Origin of the sequence: Campylobacter sp. MIT 12-5580 (assembly GCF_005406235.1) — a bacterium.
Classification (GTDB): domain Bacteria; phylum Campylobacterota; class Campylobacteria; order Campylobacterales; family Campylobacteraceae; genus Campylobacter_D.
The window spans coordinates 115,029-136,525 of the sequence record NZ_NXLK01000003.1; the positions used below are offsets into that span (position 1 = coordinate 115,029).

At 35.5% G+C, this 21,497-nt stretch carries 20 protein-coding genes; 14 read left to right on the plus strand and 6 right to left on the minus strand.

Annotated features, from left to right (window positions below; all coding sequences use genetic code 11):
• Window positions 1-146: 146 nt before the first annotated feature.
• Window positions 147-1,253, minus strand: a complete 1,107-nt coding sequence (gene nusA / locus CQA38_RS04155) for a transcription termination factor NusA (RefSeq protein ID WP_137632734.1) — start codon at window positions 1,251-1,253, stop codon at window positions 147-149.
• A 137-nt stretch (window positions 1,254-1,390) separates the two neighbouring features.
• On the opposite strand from nusA, the gene CQA38_RS04160 reads away from it, so the two are divergent.
• From CQA38_RS04160 to CQA38_RS04185, 6 genes are read left to right on the plus strand one after another with little or no spacing between them, the layout of a single operon-like run.
• Window positions 1,391-1,633 (plus strand): HP0268 family nuclease, encoded by a 243-nt coding sequence (locus CQA38_RS04160; RefSeq protein WP_137632735.1) that lies wholly within the window; start codon window positions 1,391-1,393, stop codon window positions 1,631-1,633.
• A complete protein-coding gene (miaB, locus tag CQA38_RS04165) occupies window positions 1,630-2,931 on the plus strand; it encodes a tRNA (N6-isopentenyl adenosine(37)-C2)-methylthiotransferase MiaB (RefSeq protein WP_137632736.1) in 1,302 nt (433 codons plus the stop codon). The genes CQA38_RS04160 and miaB overlap by 4 nt, the downstream gene beginning before the upstream one ends.
• Complete coding sequence (locus tag CQA38_RS04170; RefSeq protein ID WP_137632898.1) at window positions 2,915-3,538, plus strand: lysophospholipid acyltransferase family protein; 624 nt, start codon at window positions 2,915-2,917, stop codon at window positions 3,536-3,538. The genes miaB and CQA38_RS04170 overlap by 17 nt, the downstream gene beginning before the upstream one ends.
• Before the next feature lie 12 nt (window positions 3,539-3,550).
• Entirely contained in the window at window positions 3,551-4,486 is a 936-nt protein-coding gene (locus CQA38_RS04175) for a hypothetical protein (protein ID WP_137632737.1), read from the plus strand.
• Window positions 4,483-5,043, plus strand: coding sequence for a hypothetical protein (locus CQA38_RS04180; protein ID WP_137632738.1), 561 nt, complete (start codon window positions 4,483-4,485; stop codon window positions 5,041-5,043). The genes CQA38_RS04175 and CQA38_RS04180 overlap by 4 nt, the downstream gene beginning before the upstream one ends.
• A complete protein-coding gene (locus CQA38_RS04185) occupies window positions 5,040-5,576 on the plus strand; it encodes a hypothetical protein (protein WP_137632739.1) in 537 nt (178 codons plus the stop codon). Before CQA38_RS04180 ends, CQA38_RS04185 begins: the two co-directional genes overlap by 4 nt.
• On the opposite strand, the gene CQA38_RS04190 is transcribed toward CQA38_RS04185, so the two are convergent.
• Window positions 5,563-6,291: a hypothetical protein gene (locus CQA38_RS04190; protein WP_137632740.1), complete on the minus strand. Its 729-nt coding sequence runs from the start codon at window positions 6,289-6,291 to the stop codon at window positions 5,563-5,565. The genes CQA38_RS04185 and CQA38_RS04190 overlap by 14 nt on opposite strands.
• Before the next feature lie 98 nt (window positions 6,292-6,389).
• Between CQA38_RS04190 and lgt the strand changes: the two genes are divergently transcribed.
• From lgt to CQA38_RS04225, 7 genes are read left to right on the plus strand one after another with little or no spacing between them, the layout of a single operon-like run.
• Window positions 6,390-7,235: a prolipoprotein diacylglyceryl transferase gene (gene lgt, locus CQA38_RS04195; RefSeq protein WP_137632741.1), complete on the plus strand. Its 846-nt coding sequence runs from the start codon at window positions 6,390-6,392 to the stop codon at window positions 7,233-7,235.
• A gap of 54 nt (window positions 7,236-7,289) precedes the next feature.
• A complete protein-coding gene (locus CQA38_RS04200) occupies window positions 7,290-8,039 on the plus strand; it encodes a fumarate reductase cytochrome b subunit (protein WP_137632742.1) in 750 nt (249 codons plus the stop codon).
• Window positions 8,040-8,051: 12 nt separating this feature from the next.
• Complete coding sequence (locus CQA38_RS04205; protein ID WP_137632743.1) at window positions 8,052-10,043, plus strand: fumarate reductase flavoprotein subunit; 1,992 nt, start codon at window positions 8,052-8,054, stop codon at window positions 10,041-10,043.
• Entirely contained in the window at window positions 10,036-10,761 is a 726-nt protein-coding gene (locus CQA38_RS04210) for a fumarate reductase iron-sulfur subunit (RefSeq protein ID WP_137632744.1), read from the plus strand. Before CQA38_RS04205 ends, CQA38_RS04210 begins: the two co-directional genes overlap by 8 nt.
• Entirely contained in the window at window positions 10,742-12,955 is a 2,214-nt protein-coding gene (locus CQA38_RS04215) for a dynamin family protein (protein WP_137632745.1), read from the plus strand. The genes CQA38_RS04210 and CQA38_RS04215 overlap by 20 nt, the downstream gene beginning before the upstream one ends.
• Entirely contained in the window at window positions 12,945-14,780 is a 1,836-nt protein-coding gene (locus CQA38_RS04220; RefSeq protein ID WP_137632746.1) for a dynamin family protein, read from the plus strand. Before CQA38_RS04215 ends, CQA38_RS04220 begins: the two co-directional genes overlap by 11 nt.
• Window positions 14,780-15,487 (plus strand): tetratricopeptide repeat protein, encoded by a 708-nt coding sequence (locus CQA38_RS04225; RefSeq protein WP_137632747.1) that lies wholly within the window; start codon window positions 14,780-14,782, stop codon window positions 15,485-15,487. Before CQA38_RS04220 ends, CQA38_RS04225 begins: the two co-directional genes overlap by 1 nt.
• A gap of 75 nt (window positions 15,488-15,562) precedes the next feature.
• Here the strand turns inward: CQA38_RS04225 and ispG are convergent, their stop codons facing one another.
• The 3 genes from ispG to CQA38_RS04240 form a co-directional block, all read right to left on the minus strand.
• Window positions 15,563-16,633: a flavodoxin-dependent (E)-4-hydroxy-3-methylbut-2-enyl-diphosphate synthase gene (ispG, locus tag CQA38_RS04230; protein WP_137632748.1), complete on the minus strand. Its 1,071-nt coding sequence runs from the start codon at window positions 16,631-16,633 to the stop codon at window positions 15,563-15,565.
• A gap of 78 nt (window positions 16,634-16,711) precedes the next feature.
• Window positions 16,712-17,008: a hypothetical protein gene (locus CQA38_RS04235; protein ID WP_137632749.1), complete on the minus strand. Its 297-nt coding sequence runs from the start codon at window positions 17,006-17,008 to the stop codon at window positions 16,712-16,714.
• Window positions 17,009-17,111: 103 nt separating this feature from the next.
• Complete coding sequence (locus tag CQA38_RS04240) at window positions 17,112-18,305, minus strand: MFS transporter (protein WP_137632750.1); 1,194 nt, start codon at window positions 18,303-18,305, stop codon at window positions 17,112-17,114.
• A gap of 250 nt (window positions 18,306-18,555) precedes the next feature.
• Between CQA38_RS04240 and CQA38_RS04245 the strand changes: the two genes are divergently transcribed.
• Window positions 18,556-19,890, plus strand: coding sequence for a major outer membrane protein (locus CQA38_RS04245; RefSeq protein ID WP_137632751.1), 1,335 nt, complete (start codon window positions 18,556-18,558; stop codon window positions 19,888-19,890).
• A gap of 126 nt (window positions 19,891-20,016) precedes the next feature.
• On the opposite strand, the gene radA is transcribed toward CQA38_RS04245, so the two are convergent.
• A complete protein-coding gene (gene radA, locus CQA38_RS04250; RefSeq protein ID WP_137632752.1) occupies window positions 20,017-21,360 on the minus strand; it encodes a DNA repair protein RadA in 1,344 nt (447 codons plus the stop codon).
• Between the last annotated feature and the right edge of the window lie 137 nt (window positions 21,361-21,497).

The window sequence follows — 21,497 nt, forward strand, 5'->3', positions numbered from 1 at the left end:
TAAGACTTGCTTTATATTTTTATATCTTAATAAAACTTTGCAGTTTAAAAGCATCGTTTTTTGTTATAGAGTTTTAAGGTTTATAAACATTAAACAAGGATTATTGCAAAAAACGCAAAAAAATCTTTTATGCTTTTATCTTTATTTTAGACATTTTTAAAGAGATTTTCAAGATTTTTCATCGCTTCTTCGCTATTTGCATTGCTTGCTGTGCCAAGTTCAACAAGCTTGATCTCATAGCCTGTAAGCATAGAAGCAAGACGTATATTAATGCCACTTTTGCCTATAGCTTTGCTTTTTTGCTCGCTATTGAGTGAAACAAGAGCGATTTTAGGTTCATCTTCGTTTTTAGGTTCTTCTAAATTTACTGAACTGATGATCGCTGGAGCTAAGGCACGCATGATAAGTATGGCTACTTCATCGCTGTATTCGATACAATCGATATTTTCATTGTGAAGTTCTTTGCTTACTGCGTTAATCCTTACACCTTTTTGTCCTACGGTTGCGCCGATAGCATCAACACTCGCGCTTAAACTTTGCAAGATGATTTTTGCTCTTTCGCCCGGAATCCTCGCACTTGCATATACTTTAACCAAGCCATCTTTGATCTCTGGCACTTCAGCTTCAAGTAAAGCTTCAAGGAATTTTGGGCTTGTTCTTGAAAGCTCGATGCGAATTCCATTTTTATCTGCAAAAACTCTGCGAATGACTGCTTTAACGACATCGCCGACTTTAAATTTTTCGCCCTTTATGCGGTTTTTTCTTGGCAAAAAGGCTCTAAGCTCATCGATTTCTATGAAAGTATTTTCTTCGCTATCTACTCGCACTACGCTTCCAAATACCATTTGTCCTATCATATTTTGGTATTTTTCATAAATGGTTTCTTCTAAAAGCTTTTGTATGTGGTATTCTAGCTCTTTATGCAAGATATTAACAGCTGTTCTACCTAAATTTTCTAAAGGGCATTCATAAGTAAGCTCATCGCCCACTTCGACTTCTGGGGCTTCTTTTTTTGCTTTTGAAATAGCGATAAAATGCTCGTTATCATCTTGCAATCTTTCATCACTATCAGCAACGATGAGAATTTTTTGATAAAGTTGTAAATTTTTAGGATCGACAAAGAACTCATACTGCTCGCCATAGACTTTTTTTGCGGTGTTGATTAAGGCTTTGATGACTTTTTCTTTGACTGCTTCAAGTTTTAAATTTTTTTCATTTGCAATAGATTCTATAATATCGCTGATTTTTTCCATGTTATGCTCCTTTATTTTTTGGTGATTTAATTTTCTGTAGATTTGTAAAGAAAAGTTAGAATAAAATTGTATAAAAATAAGCTTAATTAAAAGTAAAATTTGCTAGAATTACAAATTTAAATTGCAAGGAAGTGAAAATGGATTTAAAATTAGCAAGAGAATTACCTCACGAAAAGCCAAAAACTATAGCTTTAAAAAAGATTGAAGAAGCTGTTGATCAAGAAGGGCAGAGCTTTTTTTATTTTGATAAAGAAAACTCACATAAAGATTTGCTTGCTCTTGTGGCTCATTTTGAAAAAAAGGGTTTGAGTGTATATCACCGAGTTGTGCGTTATGGGCTTGATGATGAGGATTATATGTATGAGGTGCATATTCTTTGAGCGCGAAGAAGTTATTTATCCAAACTTTAGGCTGCGCGATGAATGTCAGAGACAGCGAACATATCATCGCTGAGCTGACTCAAAAAGAAGATTATAGCCTAACTGAGGATATCAAAGAAGCTGATCTTATACTTATTAATACCTGCTCAGTGCGTGAAAAGCCGGTGCATAAGCTTTTTAGCGAAGTAGGTGGCTTTGAAAAAGTTAAGAAAAAGGGTGCAAAAATAGGCGTTTGCGGTTGCACGGCTTCACATTTGGGAAGTGAGATTTTTAAACGCGCACCTTATGTGGATTTTGTCTTAGGTGCTAGAAATATTTCCAAGATTACTCAAGCTGTAAAAACTCCTAAATTTTTAGGCACGGATATAAACTTTGATGAGAGCGAATTTGCTTTTGCAGACTTTAGAAATAGCCTTTATAAAAGCTTTATCAATATCAGCATAGGTTGTGATAAGCACTGCACTTACTGCATAGTGCCACATACTAGGGGCGATGAGGTGTCTATCCCTTTTTCAATCATCTTTAAAGAAGCTCAAAAGGCTGTTGAAAGGGGAGCAAAAGAGATTTTTTTGCTGGGACAAAATGTAAATAATTACGGCAAACGTTTTTCAAATGCCCATGAAAAAATGGACTTTCCTGATTTGCTTGAACGTTTAAGTGAGATTGAAAATTTAGAGCGAATCCGCTTTACTAGCCCTCACCCTTTGCATATGGATGATAAATTTTTAAAAGTTTTTGCAAATAATGAAAAAGTATGCAAAGCTATGCATATGCCTTTACAAAGCGGCTCAAGTGAAATTTTAAAGGCGATGAAGCGAGGTTATACTAAAGAATGGTATTTAAATAGAGCCTTTAAGTTAAGAGAGCTTTGCCCTACAGCAAGCATTTCAACTGATATTATCGTGGCATTTCCCGGAGAAAGTGAAAAAGACTTTGAGGAGACTATGCAAGTGATTGAAAAAGTGCGTTTTGAGCAAATTTTTTCTTTCAAGTATTCAAAACGTCCTTTAACTCCAGCTGCAAATATGCCTCAACAAGTTGATGAAGCTACAGCTTCAAGACGTTTAACTCAGCTACAAACTAGACATAATGAAATTTTAGATGAGATTGTGGCTAAGTACAATGGAGCTGAGTTTGATGTGCTTTTTGAAGAGCTTCGTGCAAATTCAGCTGTAGCTGGAAGAACAAATAATAACTTCTTAGTGCAAATTCAAGGAAGTGAAGAGCTTTTAGGGCAGATAAAACGCGTGAAAATCACGAATGCAAAGCGTATGGTGCTGTATGGGGAAGCAGTTTAAAATAGCTTTTTTGGCAAGAGTGCTTTTTTGCTTGCAATGGCTTTTGTTTTTAACTTGCAAGAAAAGCTATATAGGACAAAGGCTTGAATATAAGCCCTTTGTGATCTTATTTTGGCATGGGCGTTTAGCGTTAATGCCCTTTGCGTTTAGGTATTTTGAGCATAAGCAAAAAAAGGCTTTTGTTGTGATTTCTCAGCATAAAGATGGCGAGCTTATCACTCAAAATATAGAGCTTTTTGGTATCAATACCATTCGTGGAAGCTCTTCAAAAGGTGGTGCAAATGTCCTTAGAAAAGCTTTTAAAGTTTTAGAACAAAATGACGATGTAGTCATCACGCCTGATGGTCCAAGGGGTCCTTTTAGGAGTATTTCTGATGGCTCGGTTTTAATCGCTCAAAAAAAAAATCTTCCCATAGTGCTTTTAAACTATGAAGCAAGTAGGTATTGGGAATTTAAGAGCTGGGATAAGATGATTTTGCCTAAGCCTTTTTCAAGGATTAGATATAGAATTTCTGAGCCCATCGATATAAAAAATTTAGAATTAAACGAGGCAAAGCAAATGATAAGCCAAAAATTTGCTATCATTACAAAAGAAGATAGTTTTTAAAGGATAAGAGGAATGTTGTTTTCGCTCAGACGCTATATGTTGCAGCTGATTGTTTGTGTAGTTTTTGAAAGCAAAACACATATCATTCGCGCTCATAGCATTAAAAACAAAAAGATTATCAATACCTATGAAAAGCAGTTTGAGGATAAGGAAAAACTTTTTGATTATCTTAAAAATCTTGCTAAAGAATACCAGCTTCATTACATAGCAGTGTTTTTCAACGCACCTACTCAAGGCTTGATCCCGACAAATGATACTAAAGAATTTGCTCGTTTTGGTGTCAATGCAGAAAATATTTCTTGCTTAAGTTTAGCAAATGCTCAAATTTATACTTCCTTAGCAAATATTCAAGAATACAAAGAGAGTTTTAAGGATTATGGTGGGCTTGATTTTATCTTTTCGCCTTTGAGCTTGTTGTATTATTGTATCAAACAACAAGCTGCTAGAAAAGGCATCGTGCTTTATGCGTATAGGCAAGCTGAAAGCGTAGCTATGATGGTGTGTAAAGAAAAAGAAATTTTATTTGGAAGTTTTTTTGATATCAATCTTCAAGATGAAGCCTCCACCCTTTCTTCGCAAGAAAAAGGCGAGGAAAATAATCCCGAAGAAGACATAGATATAGAAAATTATGATTTTGGGAATTTAGATAATTTGCTTGATGAAAAGCTTGATGATTTAAAATACGCTACGACTACAAAAGAGGATTTAAGCCATTTTTCAAGCGATATGAAGATGTGTTCATATATCTTTTCAAGCATACAAGAATTTTATAACAACCCACTCTATAAAGGCAATTTTATCGATGAATTTGTGATTTTTGATAATGAAAATATTTCAGCAGTAGTGCTTGATTATATAGAAGGTGAAATTTTTATCAAGCCGCAAGTGATACAAATTGATACACTTGATCTTATGCATGAGCTTGCTTGCAAGGAGTTAAAAATATGACTTATAGTTTCATCAAGCCAAAGATAAAGCCTATTTTTAGCCTATTTGCAAAGATTTGGATCGCTTTTTTTGTGTTAAGCATAGCTATCATTTTTGCTGTATATTTTTTCATCGTTGCAAGGTATTTGCTTTTAAGCTCAGAGCTTGAGAGCAAAAGGCAAGAAGCAGTGCTTTTGCAAGAAAAGACAAGCCAAAATGATGCTTTATTTGACTTGCTTACCCAAAGAAAAGAGCTTGCCTTGCAAATCGTTGCTTCAAGCAATAGCAATGAAAGCATTTCACAAGATGGTAGCAACATAAAGATCAAAAAAGTCGTTCATAATCTTTTTGATCTCGTGCTTAAATCAGGAGGAATTCGCCTTGAAAGTATGCAATTAAACAAAAACACTCTTGAGCTAAGAGGCGTTACACCAACGAAAGAAATGTTTTCTTTGCTCGTGCAAACACCACTAAAAAGTATTTTTGATGAGAGTAGGACAAGCTTTTATCCGCTCAATACCGGCTGGTTTAAATTTGTAAGCACAAATAAAAGCTTAAATTATGGGAGCATACAATGAAAAATGATAAAAGTCTTGAAGAAATCAATCTTGTTAAGCTTGTTATTTATGCGATGATTTTTGTGCTTATTTGTGGTTTGCTTGTTTTGATTTTAATCTTGCCTATGGTGAAAAATTATAAAAATGTAAGTTTGAGATTATATTCGCAAAACTCTGTCAATGCTCATCTTAACGAGAAATTTCAAGTTAGTGAAAGCAAGCTTAATACCTTACGAAGCGAAAATGAGAAAATTTTCACCCAATTTGACTCAAGTTTTGATGAAGAAGATTTTATAAAATTTTTAAATACATATTTTACAAATGTAAAACTTAAAAAGCTTGAAAATACAAATACAAACCAATACTTATTTGCCGAGTTTAACATAAGCGCTACGCTTAAAAGTACGGCTGAATTTTATGAATTTATTGATGCTTTAAATGCGTATAAAAATATCATCAAGCTTGAAACACCTGTTGATTTTAAAGCACAAGGCGATATTGTAGATATCAACTTTATCACTCAAATTTACACTTCAGCTTCTACTCAAAAATGATAATGCCTTCTTGAGTTTGCATTCTTATCACCTCAGCTTGTGAATCTTCAGCTTTAATATTTTCATTAAGAGAGCTTAATACTTCATAATAAAAGGTTCGAAGCACCTCATCAATATTAAGCACAGCTTCTTTTAAATTCGCATTGACTTGCGTTGGGATACTGCTTATACTTTCTTTAAAGTTGCCTATGCCCTCATCACTTTTGATAGGGTAGTTTATCGCGATTGGTTCAAGTTTTGTTTTTACACCTGCTTGTGTTTGCACCTTGTTTTTATCATTAGCTTTGCTAAAAGATGCTTGAAATTCAAGCTCTAAGCTTAAATTTGAGCTCACTTGTTTTCCTTTTAGAAAGTCTGTTTTTTCTCGATCAAATTCTTCTTTGATAAGAACAACAATGCTTTCTTTTAACTTATATTGCTTTGTCTTGCTAAGATCATATCCTTTGGCAAGGAGGAGTTTCACGCTTGCTTCTTCTATCTTTTGTGCTAAAAGTTTTAATTCCTCATCAAGTCTTATCTTAAGGATAGAGTCCTCAAAATAGCTTGAATACTCATTCTTTTTTTGCATTTGAAGCAAATTATATGTTACTTGATCTGTGTGTTGTGATTTTTCTTTAAATTCGGCTTGAAAACTTGGCAAAGGTATGGTAAGAACTGAGTTTTTTGCACAAGCTAAAAACAAAACTATAGATAAAATAAGAGCAATTTTTTTCATTTTTTCTCACTTTAAGAAATTTAAAAAGACATTATAGCAAGATTAAGCCTAATTTGCTATATTTTTGTTTTCTAAATTGAAAAACAAAAGGACAAAGAGTGCAGTTTTGGCAAGATATTTATTCTCATTTTGATGTTATAGCGTTTGAATTCTTTGGATTTAAAGTGTATTGGTATAGCTTGTGTTACATTTTTGCACTTTTGTTTGCTCTTGTTTTGGCAAAACATTATGTAAAAAAAGATAAAATCCCTATCGGTGATAAACTCCTTGATAGCTATTTTGTATGGGTAGAACTTGGCGTGATTTTAGGTGCTAGGCTTGGATATATACTTATTTATGATGATTATACCTTGTTTTATCTTACGCATCCTTGGCAGATTTTTAATCCTTTTGATCAAAATGGCGAATTTGTAGGAATTCGCGGTATGAGCTTTCATGGGGCTGTTTTAGGAGCATTTATCGCGACTTTGCTATTTTGTCGTCGTTTTAAAAAAGAGTATTTTTCAAATTTGCTTAAATACCTTGATCTTGTCGCTTTAAGCGTGCCTTTAGCCTATACTTTTGGACGAATTGGAAATTTTTTAAATCAAGAATTATTTGGGCGAGCAACTGATGTGCCTTGGGGCATTTATGTAAATGGTGTTTTACGCCATCCTAGCCAGCTTTACGAAGCATTTTTAGAGGGTTTTGTTATCTTTTTACTCATTCATTTTTTACGCACAAAGCAGAAATTTCAAGGTGAGTTGATTTTAGTTTATGCGATGAGCTATTCTTTTATGCGTTTTGTGTGTGAATTTTTTAGAGAACCTGATTCAAATTTAGGTTTTATAGTGCTTGATTTGAGTATGGGGCAGCTTTTAAGTCTTGTGATGTTTGGTGTTACTTTTTTAATATATATTTATCTTAGATTTAACAAAAATTATTTTTTAAGCTCTTTTAAATAAATTCGCAAATATAATATAAATTGATAATGCGAATTTACAAAAAAAGGAGTAAAAATGCAACAAATCATTGAAGGCTACTTAGGAAAAAGTGCTGAAGGCAAAAAAAGCAAAATGCCTGCTAAGCTTGACTTTATCCAAAGTGCTTCTGGGCTTTTTTTAGGGCTATTTATGTGGGGGCATATGTTTTTCGTTTCTAGTATTCTTATTAGTAGCGATTTTATGTATAAAATCTCTAAGATGTTTGAGGGTGATTTTATCTTTGGCACACCGCAACCTTGGGTGGTATCCTGTATCGTGTTTGTGGTGTTTGTGGTGTTTGTGGTGCATGCTGGGCTTGCTATGCGTAAATTTCCTATTAATTTTAGACAATGGCAGCTTTTACGCACGCACGCAAAAGTGATTAAACACGGCGATACTGATTTGTGGTTTATCCAAGCAATCACTGGTTTTATCATGTTTTTCTTTGCTTCTCTTCATTTAGGGCTTATGTTTTTTCAAGCTCACACTATCGATCCTTATGGTAGTGGAGATAGAATGCTTCAAATGTGGCCTTTTTATCTTATCTTGCTTTTTGCTGTTGAGCTTCATGGTGGTATAGGACTTTACAGGCTTTGCGTAAAATGGGGCTGGTTTGAAGGTAAAAATGCTAAAGCAAGTCGCAAAACACTTAAAAAGCTTAAATGGCTTATCAGTGTGTTTTTCATCGCTCTAGGACTTTTAACTATGGCAGCTTATGTAAAAGTTGGCTTAAGCGATGATCATAAAGCAGGCGATCGTTATGTGCCTACATATATGCAAAGATAAGGAGTAAAGAAAATGAATATTCAATATAGTGACGCACTCGTAATAGGTGGTGGTTTAGCTGGGCTTAGGGCTGCCATTGAAGTAGCAAAAACAGATCAAAGTGTAACCCTTTTAAGTATATGTCCGGTAAAACGTTCACACTCAGCAGCGGTTCAAGGCGGTATGCAAGCAAGTCTTGGAAATGGAGCTAAGGGCGAGGGCGATAATGAAGACTTACACTTTGCAGATACAGTTAAGGGCTCTGATTGGGGCTGTGATCAAGAAGTAGCTAGAATGTTTGCTCAAACTGCACCAAAGGCTGTGCGTGAGCTTGCTTCTTGGGGCGTGCCTTGGACTAGGGTAACAAAAGGACCAAGAACAGTAGTCATTAACGCTCAAAAAACTGTTATTGAGGAAAAAGAAGCTGCTCATGGGCTTATCAATGCAAGGGATTTTGGTGGCACTAAAAAATGGCGAACCTGTTTTATAGCCGATGCTACAGGGCATTGTATGCTATATGGGGTGGCAAATGAAGCCATTAAAAATCAAGTAAAAATCATAGATAGAATGGAAGCGGTTCGCATTATGCATGATGGCAAAAAATGTCTTGGCGTTATAGCAAGGGATTTAACAAATGGCGAGCTTACAGCCTTTGTTGCAAGAGGAACCATGATAGCAACAGGAGGCTATGGCAGGATTTATAAACAAACAACAAATGCTGTAATTTGTGAAGGCACAGGTGCAGCTATAGCCCTTGAAACAGGACTTTGCAGACTAAGCAATATGGAAGCGGTGCAATTTCACCCAACACCTATAGTGCCAAGTGGAATTTTGCTTACTGAAGGTTGTAGAGGCGATGGAGGCGTGTTAAGAGATGTTGATGGATACCGCTTTATGCCTGATTATGAGCCAGAGAAAAAAGAGCTTGCAAGTCGTGATGTGGTAAGTCGTAGAATGATGGAGCATATTCGCAAAGGTAAAGGCGTGAAAAGTCCTTATGGGGATCATTTATGGCTTGATATTTCTATCTTAGGACGCGCTCATATAGAAAAAAACTTAAGAGATGTGCAAGATATTTGCAAAACCTTTAATGGTATCGATCCAGCTGATGAAGGACCTAAGGGCTGGGCACCGGTTTTACCTATGCAGCACTACTCAATGGGCGGCATTCGCACCAAACCAACAGGAGAAAGTCAGTGGCTTGATGGACTTTTTGCATGTGGAGAAGCAGCGTGCTGGGATATGCACGGCTTTAACCGCTTAGGTGGAAACTCATGTGCTGAAACTGTTGTTGCGGGTATGATAGTGGGAGATTATTTTGCTGATTATTGTAAGAAAAATGGCGAAGTGATTGATACAAACATAGTTAAAGACTTTTTAACCAAAGAGTATGAATACCTCAAAAGTCTTGCAAACAAAGATGGCAAGAACGATGTTTTTGAGATCAAAAACAAGATGAAAGAGATTATGTGGGAAAAAGTAGCGATTTTCCGCACAGGAGAGGGCTTAAAAGAAGCTGTTGATGAGCTTGAAGAGCTATATAAAAAGTCCTTAGATGTCAAAGTGCATAACAAAGAGCTTGATTGTGCTAATCCAGAGCTTGAAGAAGCTTACAGAGTGCCAAGAATGCTTAAAGTTGCACTTTGCGTAGCTTATGGCGCACTTTTAAGGACTGAAAGTCGTGGGGCGCATTACAGAGAGGATTATCCAAAAAGAGATGATTTAAATTGGATGAAAAGAACACTTACTTATTGGGTAGAGGGTGAAAATATGCCTCGTGTTGAATATGATGAACTTGATATTATGAAAATGGAAATGCCACCAGCCTTTAGAGGATATGGCGCCAAAGGTAATATCATAGAAAATCCACTTTCAGCTAAAAGACAAGAAGAAGTTGATAGCATAAGAGAAAAAATGGAAAATGAAGGCAAAGGACGTTATGAAATCCAAGAAGCACTTATGCCTTATGAGCTTCAAGCCAAATATAAAGCCAAAAATCAAAGAATAGGAGTAGATTATGAGTAGAAAGCTTACTATTAGAGCCTTAAAATACAATCCGCTAAGTAAAATTTCAAAACCACAATTTGTAAGTTATGAGCTTGAAGAAACGCCTTTTATGACGATTTTTGTATGCCTTACTTTAATCCGCGAAAAATTTGATGCGGATTTGAGCTTTGATTTTGTATGCAGGGCTGGAATTTGTGGAAGTTGTGCCATGATGATTAATGGGGTGCCAAAACTTGCTTGTAAAACCTTGACAAAGGACTATAAAGATGGCGTCATAGAGCTTATGCCTATGCCAGCCTTTAGGCATATTAAAGACCTAAGCGTAAATACAGGCGAATGGTTTGAGGATATGTGTAAACGCGTTGAAAGCTGGGTGCATACTGATAAAGAAACTGATATTAGCAAGATAGAAGAAAAAATAGAACCAGAAGTGGCTGATGAAACCTTTGAACTTGATCGCTGCATTGAGTGTGGCATTTGTCTTGCCTCATGTGCTACTAAGCTTATGCGTCCAAATTTCATCGGTGCTACAGGACTTTTAAGAACAGCTAGATATTTACAAGATCCGCACGATGAAAGAAGTGTAGAGGATTTTTACGAGCTAGTTGGTGATGATGATGGTGTTTTTGGTTGTATGAGTTTGCTTGCTTGTGAGGATAATTGCCCTAAAGAGCTTCCTTTACAAAGTAAAATCGCCTACATGAGAAGACAACTTGTTGCCCAAAGAAACAAATGAAAACTCCCCTCATTTTGAGGGGCTTGACTTGCTTAAAAGGCTATGGAAACAGCATTTACTCTATCTTGACAGCTCAAGCAAGCTTGAAAATCATCTTGATATAAACGAGGCTGAATGTGCTATCATTTTAAGCGCAAATGATGAAAATTATGAAAGATTTTTAAAGCTTGAACTTTTTACTCAAATTTTAAAAAAGTTTCACTTAAGGGCTGATATTTTCAGTATCCAACTTGCCCAGCTTCAAATTTTAAATACCCTAAAACTTGGCTTTTTTGAAAAAGATCAACTCTTAAGAGCCTTAAAGCTTTTAAAAAGCATAGCTGATACTGAGTGCGTGAGTGCATTTTTAGAGCATTTTAAATGTGAAGTGCAAGATAAAAAACAAGGTTTTTTTACCGAATCAAAAGAACTTGAAAGTCTTTGCAATGAGCTTTTAAGTTTAAGCGATATACCAAATTTAAATCAAAGACTAAGTAATGCTTTAATGCGTTTTAAAAACACTGAGTTTAACATCGTCGTTGCTGGCATAATGAATGCTGGTAAATCAAGTCTTTTAAATGCTCTTTTAAAAACACGAATTCTAGGCGTTTCAAACATACCTGAAACGGCTAATTTAACCCTTTTAAAATACGCTCAAGAGCCAAAAGCAAAGCTGTATTTTTGGAATAAAGCCGAGTTTGAAAGTCTGCAAAAAAATGCCTTGTATGATAAAGGCTTAGCTGAAGTGTTAAATGAGCTAAAGCCTCAAATTAAAGAGTTTATAAGCGATGAAAGTCTAAGCAAGGACATTAAGCTTAATGAACTAAGTTTTTATAGTAGCGCTAAAAATCCACTTTCAGTTTTAATCCAAAAAATAGAACTTTTCAGTGAGCTTGATTTCCTAAAAGATAATATCACTATCATCGACACGCCCGGGCTTGATGATGTGTTTGTGCAAAGAGAGCAGTTAAGCAAGGATTATTTGAATAATTGTGATTTTTTAATGTATCTTATGAATGCAAGCCAAAGTTTAAGCCAAAAAGATAGTGAGTTTTTGCTTGCTTGCCTTAATAATTCTCGCATAAGTCGTTTTTTAATCATCATCTCAAAGGCTGATTTACTCACTCAAAATGAGCTTGATGAGGTGATTACTTACACACAAAAAAGCCTTAAACAAAGGTTAAAAGAACAAGGTTTAGATGAGTTTTTGCTTGAAAAGATTGATTTTTTAAGCATAAGTTCAAAACAAGCTTTAGAATTTTATGAAAACAAAGCTGATAAAAACACTCTTATGCAAAGTCAAATTCCGCGTCTTGAGACTTATTTATACCAGCAAATTTTTAGCTCTACAAAGTCAAAACTTGTGCTTGAAAGCTTTAAAAACGAACTTAAGCTCATTACAGACGAGCTTATAGAAAAATTAGAGCGTGAAAACAAAGCCTTGCAAAGTAAAAATTTAGGCTTAAATGATGAAAATGTAAAGCTTTTAAGCGAATTTAAGACTGAAGCTAAAAAGCTTGAGAGCTTAAAAGCTGAGTTAAAAGAATTCAAAGCTGAACTAAAAGCAAATAACCTTAATGCAAACTCTAGTCTTAAAGCTTTATTTAAAAGACTTGAAAACAAGCTTAATGATGAGTTTAACTACGCTAAAGCAAATTCTAGGGCACTTGAGGCTTTAGAAAAAATTTTCTTACAAAATTTAGAAGATGGTTTTAATGACATTTTGCGTCAAATTTATTTTCAAAACATGAAAATAACTGAAGCATTTAACGAAAAGCTTAGCCTTAAATACAAAGCAAAAAACACTGAGTTTTTAAACGATATTCAAGCTTTTAGAAAGCTTGCTTCAACAGCTTTTACGCAGTTTTTAGCCCTTGAGCTTTTGCGTAATGTATCGCGTGAGTTTTCAAATTTGATTATGCTTAAAAACGAAGCAAAAGACTTTAAAGCAAGGCTTAGCTCCTTGTTTGAGGACTTTTTACAAGCTTTTGATTGTGCTGAATTTGTTGGAAAGTTAAGCTTAGAAAATGAAATGTTTGGCTTTTTGCAAGATAAGGTTAATGAACTTGTCTTGGCACACAAAGAAAAAGAGCTTGAGTTTAAACAAAGGCTTGAAAAGCTTGATACTGAAAATTTAAGCCTTATTTTAGAGCAAAATGAAGCAAAAAAAGCAAAGCTTATACATATCAAAGAAAGTTTAAACCATGCACATTAAGCTTATTAAAGATTTTATCAATGCCTATGAAAAAGAATACAAACAAGAATTTCAAAATGATTTTAAAGGCGAGCTAGAACGCATTAAAATGCGTTTTCATGAGCCTTTTTTGCATGCTAGTGCGTCTTTTTTAACTCGCTTAAACTCTATCATTGCAAGCCTAGAAAAGCCTATAAATGTAGCTATTTTGGGGCAGTTTTCAAGTGGCAAATCAAGCCTTTTAAATCTTATCTTGCAAAAAGAAATTCTTCCAACAGGAGCTGTGCCGGTTACCTTTAAGCCTACTTTTTTGCGTTATGCAAAGGAATATTTGCTAAAGGTTGAGTTTGAAAATGGCTTTGAAAAGCTTTGTGAGCTAAGCGAACTTGGTTTTTATACAGATCAAAGAAAAGAACTTCAAGCAGTAAAAAGCCTTACATTGTTTGCTCCCATACCCTTGCTTGAAAAGCTTACTTTAGTGGATATGCCCGGCTTAAATGCAAATGCAACAGATGATAAAAGTGCTTTTAGCGAGCTTGAAAATATACATAGTGTTATTTGGCTTTCTTTGATTGATAATGCAGGTAAAAAAAGCGAGGAAGACGCTATCATATCGCATTTAGAGCTTTTAAAAGATACCCAAAGCCTTTGCGTGCTTAATCAAAAAGACAAACTCGATCAAGTTGAACTTGAAAGGGTTTTAAACTACGCTACAGAAGTCTTTGGGAAGTATTTTAACAATGCAATCATACCCTTATCTTGCAAAGAAGCTAAGCTAAAGCAAAGCTATGAGCGCTCAAATTTTCCTGCCTTGCTTAAACATTTACAAAGCTTAGATACGCAAAAACTGCATAAAAATTTTATCAAAACAAGGCTTTTAAAGCTCTGTGAAATTCTACTTTCTCAATACTTGCTCTTTGAAAACATACTTGAAAAACTTGTTAATATTTTTAAGACTTATGAGGATTTTTTAACACAAAATGAAAGTATTATCAAGCAAAAGATTGATTTGCTTAGCTTAGAAGTACTTACTCATCTTAAGGCTTTAAGTGAAAAAATAGCCCAAGAAATAGAAGCAAACATCAAAGAAAAACAAGCTTATTTTTACACTCCAAGCACAAGCTTTTTACACAAAAACTTATATCAAAAACACGAATACAAAGCCCCAGCTATAGCAAGTGATGAGGTGTTTTTAAATTTGTTTTATCACAGCGATAAACTCAACAAAGAATTTAAAAAAATGAAAACTCAAATTTTAAAAGAATTTGAAGGCTTAAAGCTTGATTTAGAAGGCATTTTTTCACATTTAGAGCAAAAAATCATTTTGTTTAAATCCGAGTTTTTGCATATTCAAAAAGATGAAGCCTTGCAAAGCGAGGTGGATTTTTCAGAACTAAGAGCCTTTGTGGGAGCTAGTGATGAGCTTTTTTTAAAGGACTTTAAGCAGGCTTTGTTTGAAGAGAGTTTAAAGCTTGATTTGTTTTTTGAAAAGCTTAGCATTAAGGCTTTGACAAATTATGAAAGTGCAAGTAAGCTTACTTTAAGCTTTTTTAGTCGCAAGATCAATGAAAGTCGCGAATTTTTCGAACTTGATAGCACTGAATTTCACCTTTATCACCCAGAATATCATGAAATTTATGAAAGAATGCTTACTGAGCTAAATTTTTACGAATTTGAGGCTTTGCTTATCGATAAGCCTTTTATCTTAAAAAAATACGAGGATTTAAATTCAGCTTTTAAGGCTTTAATTTTACAAAAATTTGCTATCATTAACAAATACAAAAGCCAGATTGAAAAACAAAAACAATGGGTTTTAAAAACAAAAGATTTGATTAAGGATTTGTGATGAAAAAACTATTTTTATGTATCAGTATATGCTTAAGTTTTGCTTTTTCAGCAAGCTTAGATGAAGGTTTGGGGCGTTATGAGGCGCAAAATTACACCCAAGCAGCAACGATTTTTTATGATTTATGCCAGCAAAATAATAACGCCAAAGCCTGCTTTTTTCTTGGTTTTATGTATGAAAGCGCGCAAGGTGTAGATAAAGATGATGCTAGGGCAAAAAGCTATTATGAAAAAGCATGCCAACTCAAGCAAGCTAGCGCCTGCTTTAATCTTGCCTTGCTTTTAGATAAATATGGACAAAACAAGCAAGCTGATTTAAGCTTTTATCAAGCTTGCGTCCTAGGACATAAGGATTCGTGCGTAAATTTAGGGCTAAGATATGAAGCACAAGAAGATGGAAGCTTGGCGCTTGATTTTTTTCAAAGAGCATGCAAACTCAAGGACGCAGCTGCTTGCTTTAAACAAGGTTTGCTTTATGAAGATGGCATTTTAGTGCGTCAAAACATTCAACTTGCTTCAAGAGCTTTTACGAGTTCTTGCGAGCTTAACTACGCCCCAGCGTGCTATGCTTTAGGTAAAATTGCTCTTGAAAAGAAAAATCAAGCAGACGCAAAAAAATACTTCGGCAAAGCTTGCGATCTTACACATCTTAATTCTTGTGAAGAGTATAAAAAGCTAAACGCCCAGCCAAATGTGATGATGAATTAAAATTTATAACAATTCAGCCAGCAAAAAGCAAATAAACACCTCAAAACGATAAAAGAAGCTTCAAGCAAAAAGCCCTCAAGCTTCTTTTCGCACCCTTACTTCGTCCTCAACTTCTTGCAAAAAGCGATCCACAAGTTCATTTTCTTTAAGCTTAGCCACCACTTCGCCATGTCTTATCACAAGTCCTTGTCCTTTGCCAAAGGCGATAGCTACATCAGCTCCTTTAGCTTCTCCTAAAGCATTTACAACACAACCCATAACGCTGATATTTAAAGGCTCTTTGATATGCTTTACCTTTTCTTCGACTATTTTTATAGCTTTTACCAAATCACTTTGAATTCGCCCACAAGTCGGACAAGAGATGATATTAATTCCGCTTTTTTGCACTCCACTATCTTGCAAGATCGCCTTAGCAACGCGAATTTCTTCTTCAAGTTCGCCTGTCATTGAAACTCTCATCGTATCGCCTATGCCTTTTAAGAGTAAATTACCAAGGGCGATTGAGGATTTTATGGTGCTGTGAAATTTCGTGCCAGCTTCAGTTACACCTAAGTGAAAAGGATAGCTTACCAAAGGACGCAAACGCTCATACGCTTCTATGGTTTTTTGAGTGTCTGAAGTTTTCATCGAAATTTTTATATCTGTAAAGTCAAAGTCCTCTAAAAGCTTGATATTATACTGCGCGCTTGCAAGCATAGCTTCAACGCCATATCCATAACGATCAGCAAACTGCTTTTCTATAGAGCCGTGGTTTATGCCTATGCGGATAGGGATTTTGCGTTCTTTGCAGGCTTTTACGACTTCTTTAATGTTATCTTTTGAGCCTATATTCCCCGGATTTATCCGCACACCATCGATAAATTCAGCACAAAAAACAGCAAGCTTATGATTAAAATGAATATCCACTATAAGAGGCAAGGGACTTTGAGCCTTGATCTCTTTTAAAGCCCTTGCATCAGCCATATCAAGACAAGCTAAACGCACTATATCAGCCCCAGCAAAATAAAGGCGATTAAGCTGATCTAAACAGCCCTTTACATCTCTTGTTTTGCTAAAAAGCATGGATTGAGTAGAAATGGGCGCGTCCCCTCCTACAAGCACGCCGCCCACATTGATTTGTTTTGTTTTAAATCTTGTATAAGCCATAAAACGCTTTCTTTAAGTAAATTTTAAGCTTTAATTCTAGCAAATTTGGGCTTAAAACTTCTTTTAACTTAAAGCATTTTAGCGGTTTTTTGTGTTTTCATCGATAGTTTTAAAAAGCTTGTTAAGCTGATCTTCTTCTATCTTTTTCAAGCCGTCCTCATAGCTTTTATTTTGAGCATAAGTGATAAAATTACTCATCGTTTTAGTCAAATCAAGATCAAGATTTTCAAATTTTGAATTTGAGTTTTCTGTGCTTTCTTCTTCTTTTTTGATCTCATTTATCGTCGCTTGAAACTCATCTGCACTTGTTTTTTGCGTCTTAACTTTTGAGTAAAAGCTTGAATTTACGCTTTCTTGTTGGATAGAATTAACCATCTTGCACTCCTTTTTTGTGAATTTTACACTAAAAATAAAGCAAATTTCGTTCCAAATTTAAAAGTTGCGATTTTTCTAACCCAAGCCAAATTCTTGCGAGCGTTTAAGCTTTCTTTTTTCTCTTAAGCTTGTTAAAATTCACCTTATCTTTTGCAAAAAGCACGCTAAAAAGTAAAGCCGGTAGCACAAATAACGCCGAAAAAACAGCATTAAACTCAACGCCCAAATGCGCAAGCACAAAGCCACCAAGCCAAGAAGCAAGAGCTATACCGACATTAAAGGCTGCTTCATTTATGCTTACTGCACTATCGATAAAGGAATTTGCATGCCTTTTTGCCTTGCTTAAGCCCATCATCTTTAAAGCTGGTATGGTTGAAAAGCTTAAAGCCCCTATCAAAGCGATATTTATCACGATCAAAATTTGCGAATACATAGTAAAACTCACGCTTAAAAACACCGCAACTTGTAAGATAAGTATGATCCTAAGGCTCATTACAGCACCTATTTTATCAACAAGCTTGCCTCCGTAAAGATTGCCAAGTATGGCACATAGTCCATAAACAAGCAAGATATATGCGGTGCTTGCCACTTCAAAGCCACTGACATCAACTAAAAGTTTTTGTATATAAGTATAAAGCACAAATTGCGCCCCACAAGTACAAGTCGTAATCACATAAGTTTTAAGTAAATTTTTGTGCGAAAAAGCTGGTATAAGGCTTTTTAAACTCATCGCACTTGGGCTAATATCTCTTGGCATCATATGAAAAATTCCAAAAATCGCAAGCAAAGTGATGACAAAGATAAGTAAAAAGATGAATTTAAAGCCAAAAAAATGCCCCACAAAGGTTCCTAAAGGCACGCCCGTAACCAAAGCCACGGTTAGCCCCGTAACCATTACAGCTAAAGCTCTTGAGCGTTCATTTGCAGGAGCTATGGCAGTAACTGCAAGTGTTGCGATGACAAAAAACACGCCATGTTGTGTCCCAGCCATAAATCGAGCAAAGGCAGTAAGATAAAAATTTGGACTTAAAAAGATGATGAAATTTGCTACTGCAAAAATGCTAAGATTGATAAGAAGCTGTATATGGCGGTTAAAACGGCTTAAAGGTATAGTAATTAATGGTGCGCCGATAACAACGCCGATCGCATAAAGTGTCGTAAGCCAGCCAGCTGTTTTTGCATCGACATTAAAATACTTTTGCACATCAACTAAAACTCCAGCCATTACAAATTCAGTAACACCCAAACAAAAAGCACTCAAAGCTAAAGCAAATATAGCTTTTTTATACGCTTGCACCCTTACTCCTTTAGTGTATTTTAAAGCGTGATATTGTAATGCCAAAAGGTAAATAAATTTTTATTTTTTTCATAAATACACTTTTGCCCTAAAATACGCACTCAAATATTGCTCTTTTTTCAATTTTAAGAGCTTTTTATCTCTTAAAAATAAGCTTTTTTGATACTTTAAGCAAATTTTAAACAAAAAAATCTGTTTTTTTGGTTACAATACTCGCACTAATTCAAAATTTTAGTGAAGGAGATTTCGTATGAAATTAGTAAAGTTAAGTTTAGCAGCCGCTATCGCTGCAGGTTCGTTTTCAGCACTTAACGCTGTTTCTTTAGAAGATGCGATTAAGAATGTTGATTTTACAGGTCAATTAAGATACCGCTATGATACAGGTGCTTGGGATACATTAATGGTAGGCAATGATGATCATGGTGATAGAAATGCTCAAAGTAGCATTAATGGCGACAATGCAAAACAAACTCATAGATTCCGTGCAAGATTAGCTGCAAAAGCTGATATTGGCGATGGCTTCAAAGTATTTGGACAAGTTCAATACGGACAAGATGCAAATGGTGGTTATGGAGCAGGTAATACAACTGCAACCGGCAATACCTTTAATCTTCGTCAAGCATATTTGCAATATGACTTAGCTGATTATGGCACTAGCTTCATCTGGGGTAAGCAAGAACTTGGCACCATTTGGACTGATGATATAGTAGGAATGGCTGCTAAAGCTGTTTATACTGGCATAGATGGCTTAACTTTGGCTGCTTTTGCTGTAGATAGTTTTGAAGCTGATGGCGAAAGAGCTTTCCAAAGACCTACAACTAATGTTGATGCTGTTGGTAGCAATGCAGCGGCAGATTTTATCTTTAGACAAAATTTCTATGGTGCAGCTGCTATAGGTGCGTATGATTTGGGTGGTTCTACTCTTGATACTCAACTTTGGTTAGGTTATTTAAATAAAAGAGCATTCTTCTACGCTGTTGATGTAGTGTATGGCTTACCTATCGATCAAGATTTAAGCTGGACTCTTCAAGTAAATTATTTAGGTAACTCTTTGGATTCTGCTGTAAAAGATAAATTTGGTAGCGAAAATGTAGCTAATGGTAATTTCGTAAATCTTAGAGGAACTATCAAAGGTTATGGCTTTGACGGCACACTTGGTGGTGTAATGTATGGTAAAAAAGGTAAAACTACTATTAACATGATCGAAGATAGAAGTTATAAAGTGCTTCCAGCTGGTAAGGAAATCTTCTATATGCAAGGTTCTAACCTTACAGATAGCTTTGGACAAAATACCTTTGGTTATGTAACTGCTGGTTATACTCTTCCATCTGATCTAAGACTTGGCGTTCAATTCCTTTATGGTGCAACTACTGCTGATGCAGGCACTGCTGCAACTTCTGCTGGTGCAGGTGGCGGTGATAAAATGGAAGCTGTAGCAGAAGTAAGCTACAACTACACTAAAAACCTTGACTTCTTGCTTTACTATTCTTATCTTGATGTAAAAGCTAAAGCAGAAGCTGGTGCTGTAGATGATTATGACACTAAAAAGAATTCAGTTCGTTTCCAAGCGATCTACAAATTCTAATCACACTTAAACCATACAAAGAGGCTTTATGCCTCTTTGCTTTTTAATTTTTTTATCTTTTTAAAATCTTTTTTTAACTTTGTTCTTTTTTAAATTTAGACTTTTAAATTTTGATTTATAGTTTTTTTACATCCATTCTAAAACTTGACTAAGCTCTTTAGCGACAAAGCATTTTATATCGATTTTTTCAAGAGCTTTAATCGGCACTATAGCATTTTTAAAATGTTGCATACTCGCTTCTTTTAACCTCGTATCAAGGCTAAAAACTTCTCTTATCTCTCCATTTAAACTCAGCTCACCGATAAAGACGCTATCCTTGCTTAAGGGGCGATTTCTAAAGCTTGAGATGATAGCTGCAACCACAGCTAAATCAGCCGCTGTTTCATTGACTTTTACGCCTCCGCTGATATTGATAAACACATCATAATGCCCTAGAGGAATTTCAAGCTTCCGCTCAAGTAAGGCTAAGAGCATATCAAGGCGGTTTTTTTCATAGCCTGTAGTGCTTCGTTTAGGATAAGAGCTTTCACATACTAAAGCTTGCACTTCGATAATCAAAGCTCTAGAGCCTTCCATAATGACGCCTAAAGCACTGCCACTTGTGGCTTTTCCACGCACAAAAAAACGACTTGCTATATCCTTAGCACTGATAAGCCCCCTTGCGCTCATCTCAAAAATACCCACCTCACTTGTGTTGCCAAAGCGGTTTTTAAAGCCTCTTAAAAGCCTAATTTCACGCGTAGAATCGCCCTCAAAATAAAGCACTACATCAACCATATGTTCAAGCACTCTAGGACCAGCTATGGCTCCGTCTTTTGTGATATGTCCTATGATAAAAGTGCTGATATTATGAGCTTTTGAAAGCCTCATCAGCTCAAAAGTGATCTCTCTTACTTGTGTTAAGCTACCAGCTGCTGAAGTGATCTTGTTTGAATACAAAGTTTGAATAGAATCGATAATGAGGACTTCATATCCACCTTTGTGGATTTGAGCGATGATATCTTCAAGACAAAGTTCAGTGAGTAAAAATAGCTCTTTAGTATTTGCTTCAAGGCGATTGGCTCTTAATTTGATCTGCGTTTTACTCTCTTCGCCGCTTACATAAAGCACTTTTGTGCCTTTTTTGGCTAAATTTGAAGCGATTTTAAGCAAAAGCGTGGATTTGCCTACGCCCGGACTTCCGCCGATAAGCACTAAAGAACCTTGCACCAAACCCCCGCCAAGCACCAAATCAAGCTCGTGATCATCAGTGCTAATTCGCTTTAAAGTCTCTATCTTCACTTCTTCTATACACACTGCTTCATTTGGTGTAGAGCCTAGAGTTGCGATTTCTTTTAAAACAGCGATTTGTTCGGCTTTAAGCTCGATAAAACTATCCCAAGAGCCACAATCAGGACATTTTCCAAGCCATTTGCTTTGCTGGTTACCACAATGCTGACATTCAAAAATCACACTTTTGTTTTTTGCCATAACTTCCCTTTTTCAAAAGCTTATTGTAGCTCATTTTTCTTAAGCAAAAACTAAAATTGATCTTTGCATTTGAAATTTCAAAAAACACTTTAAATTTATATCATGAGTTTTGAATTTATTTTTTTATGGTAGAATTT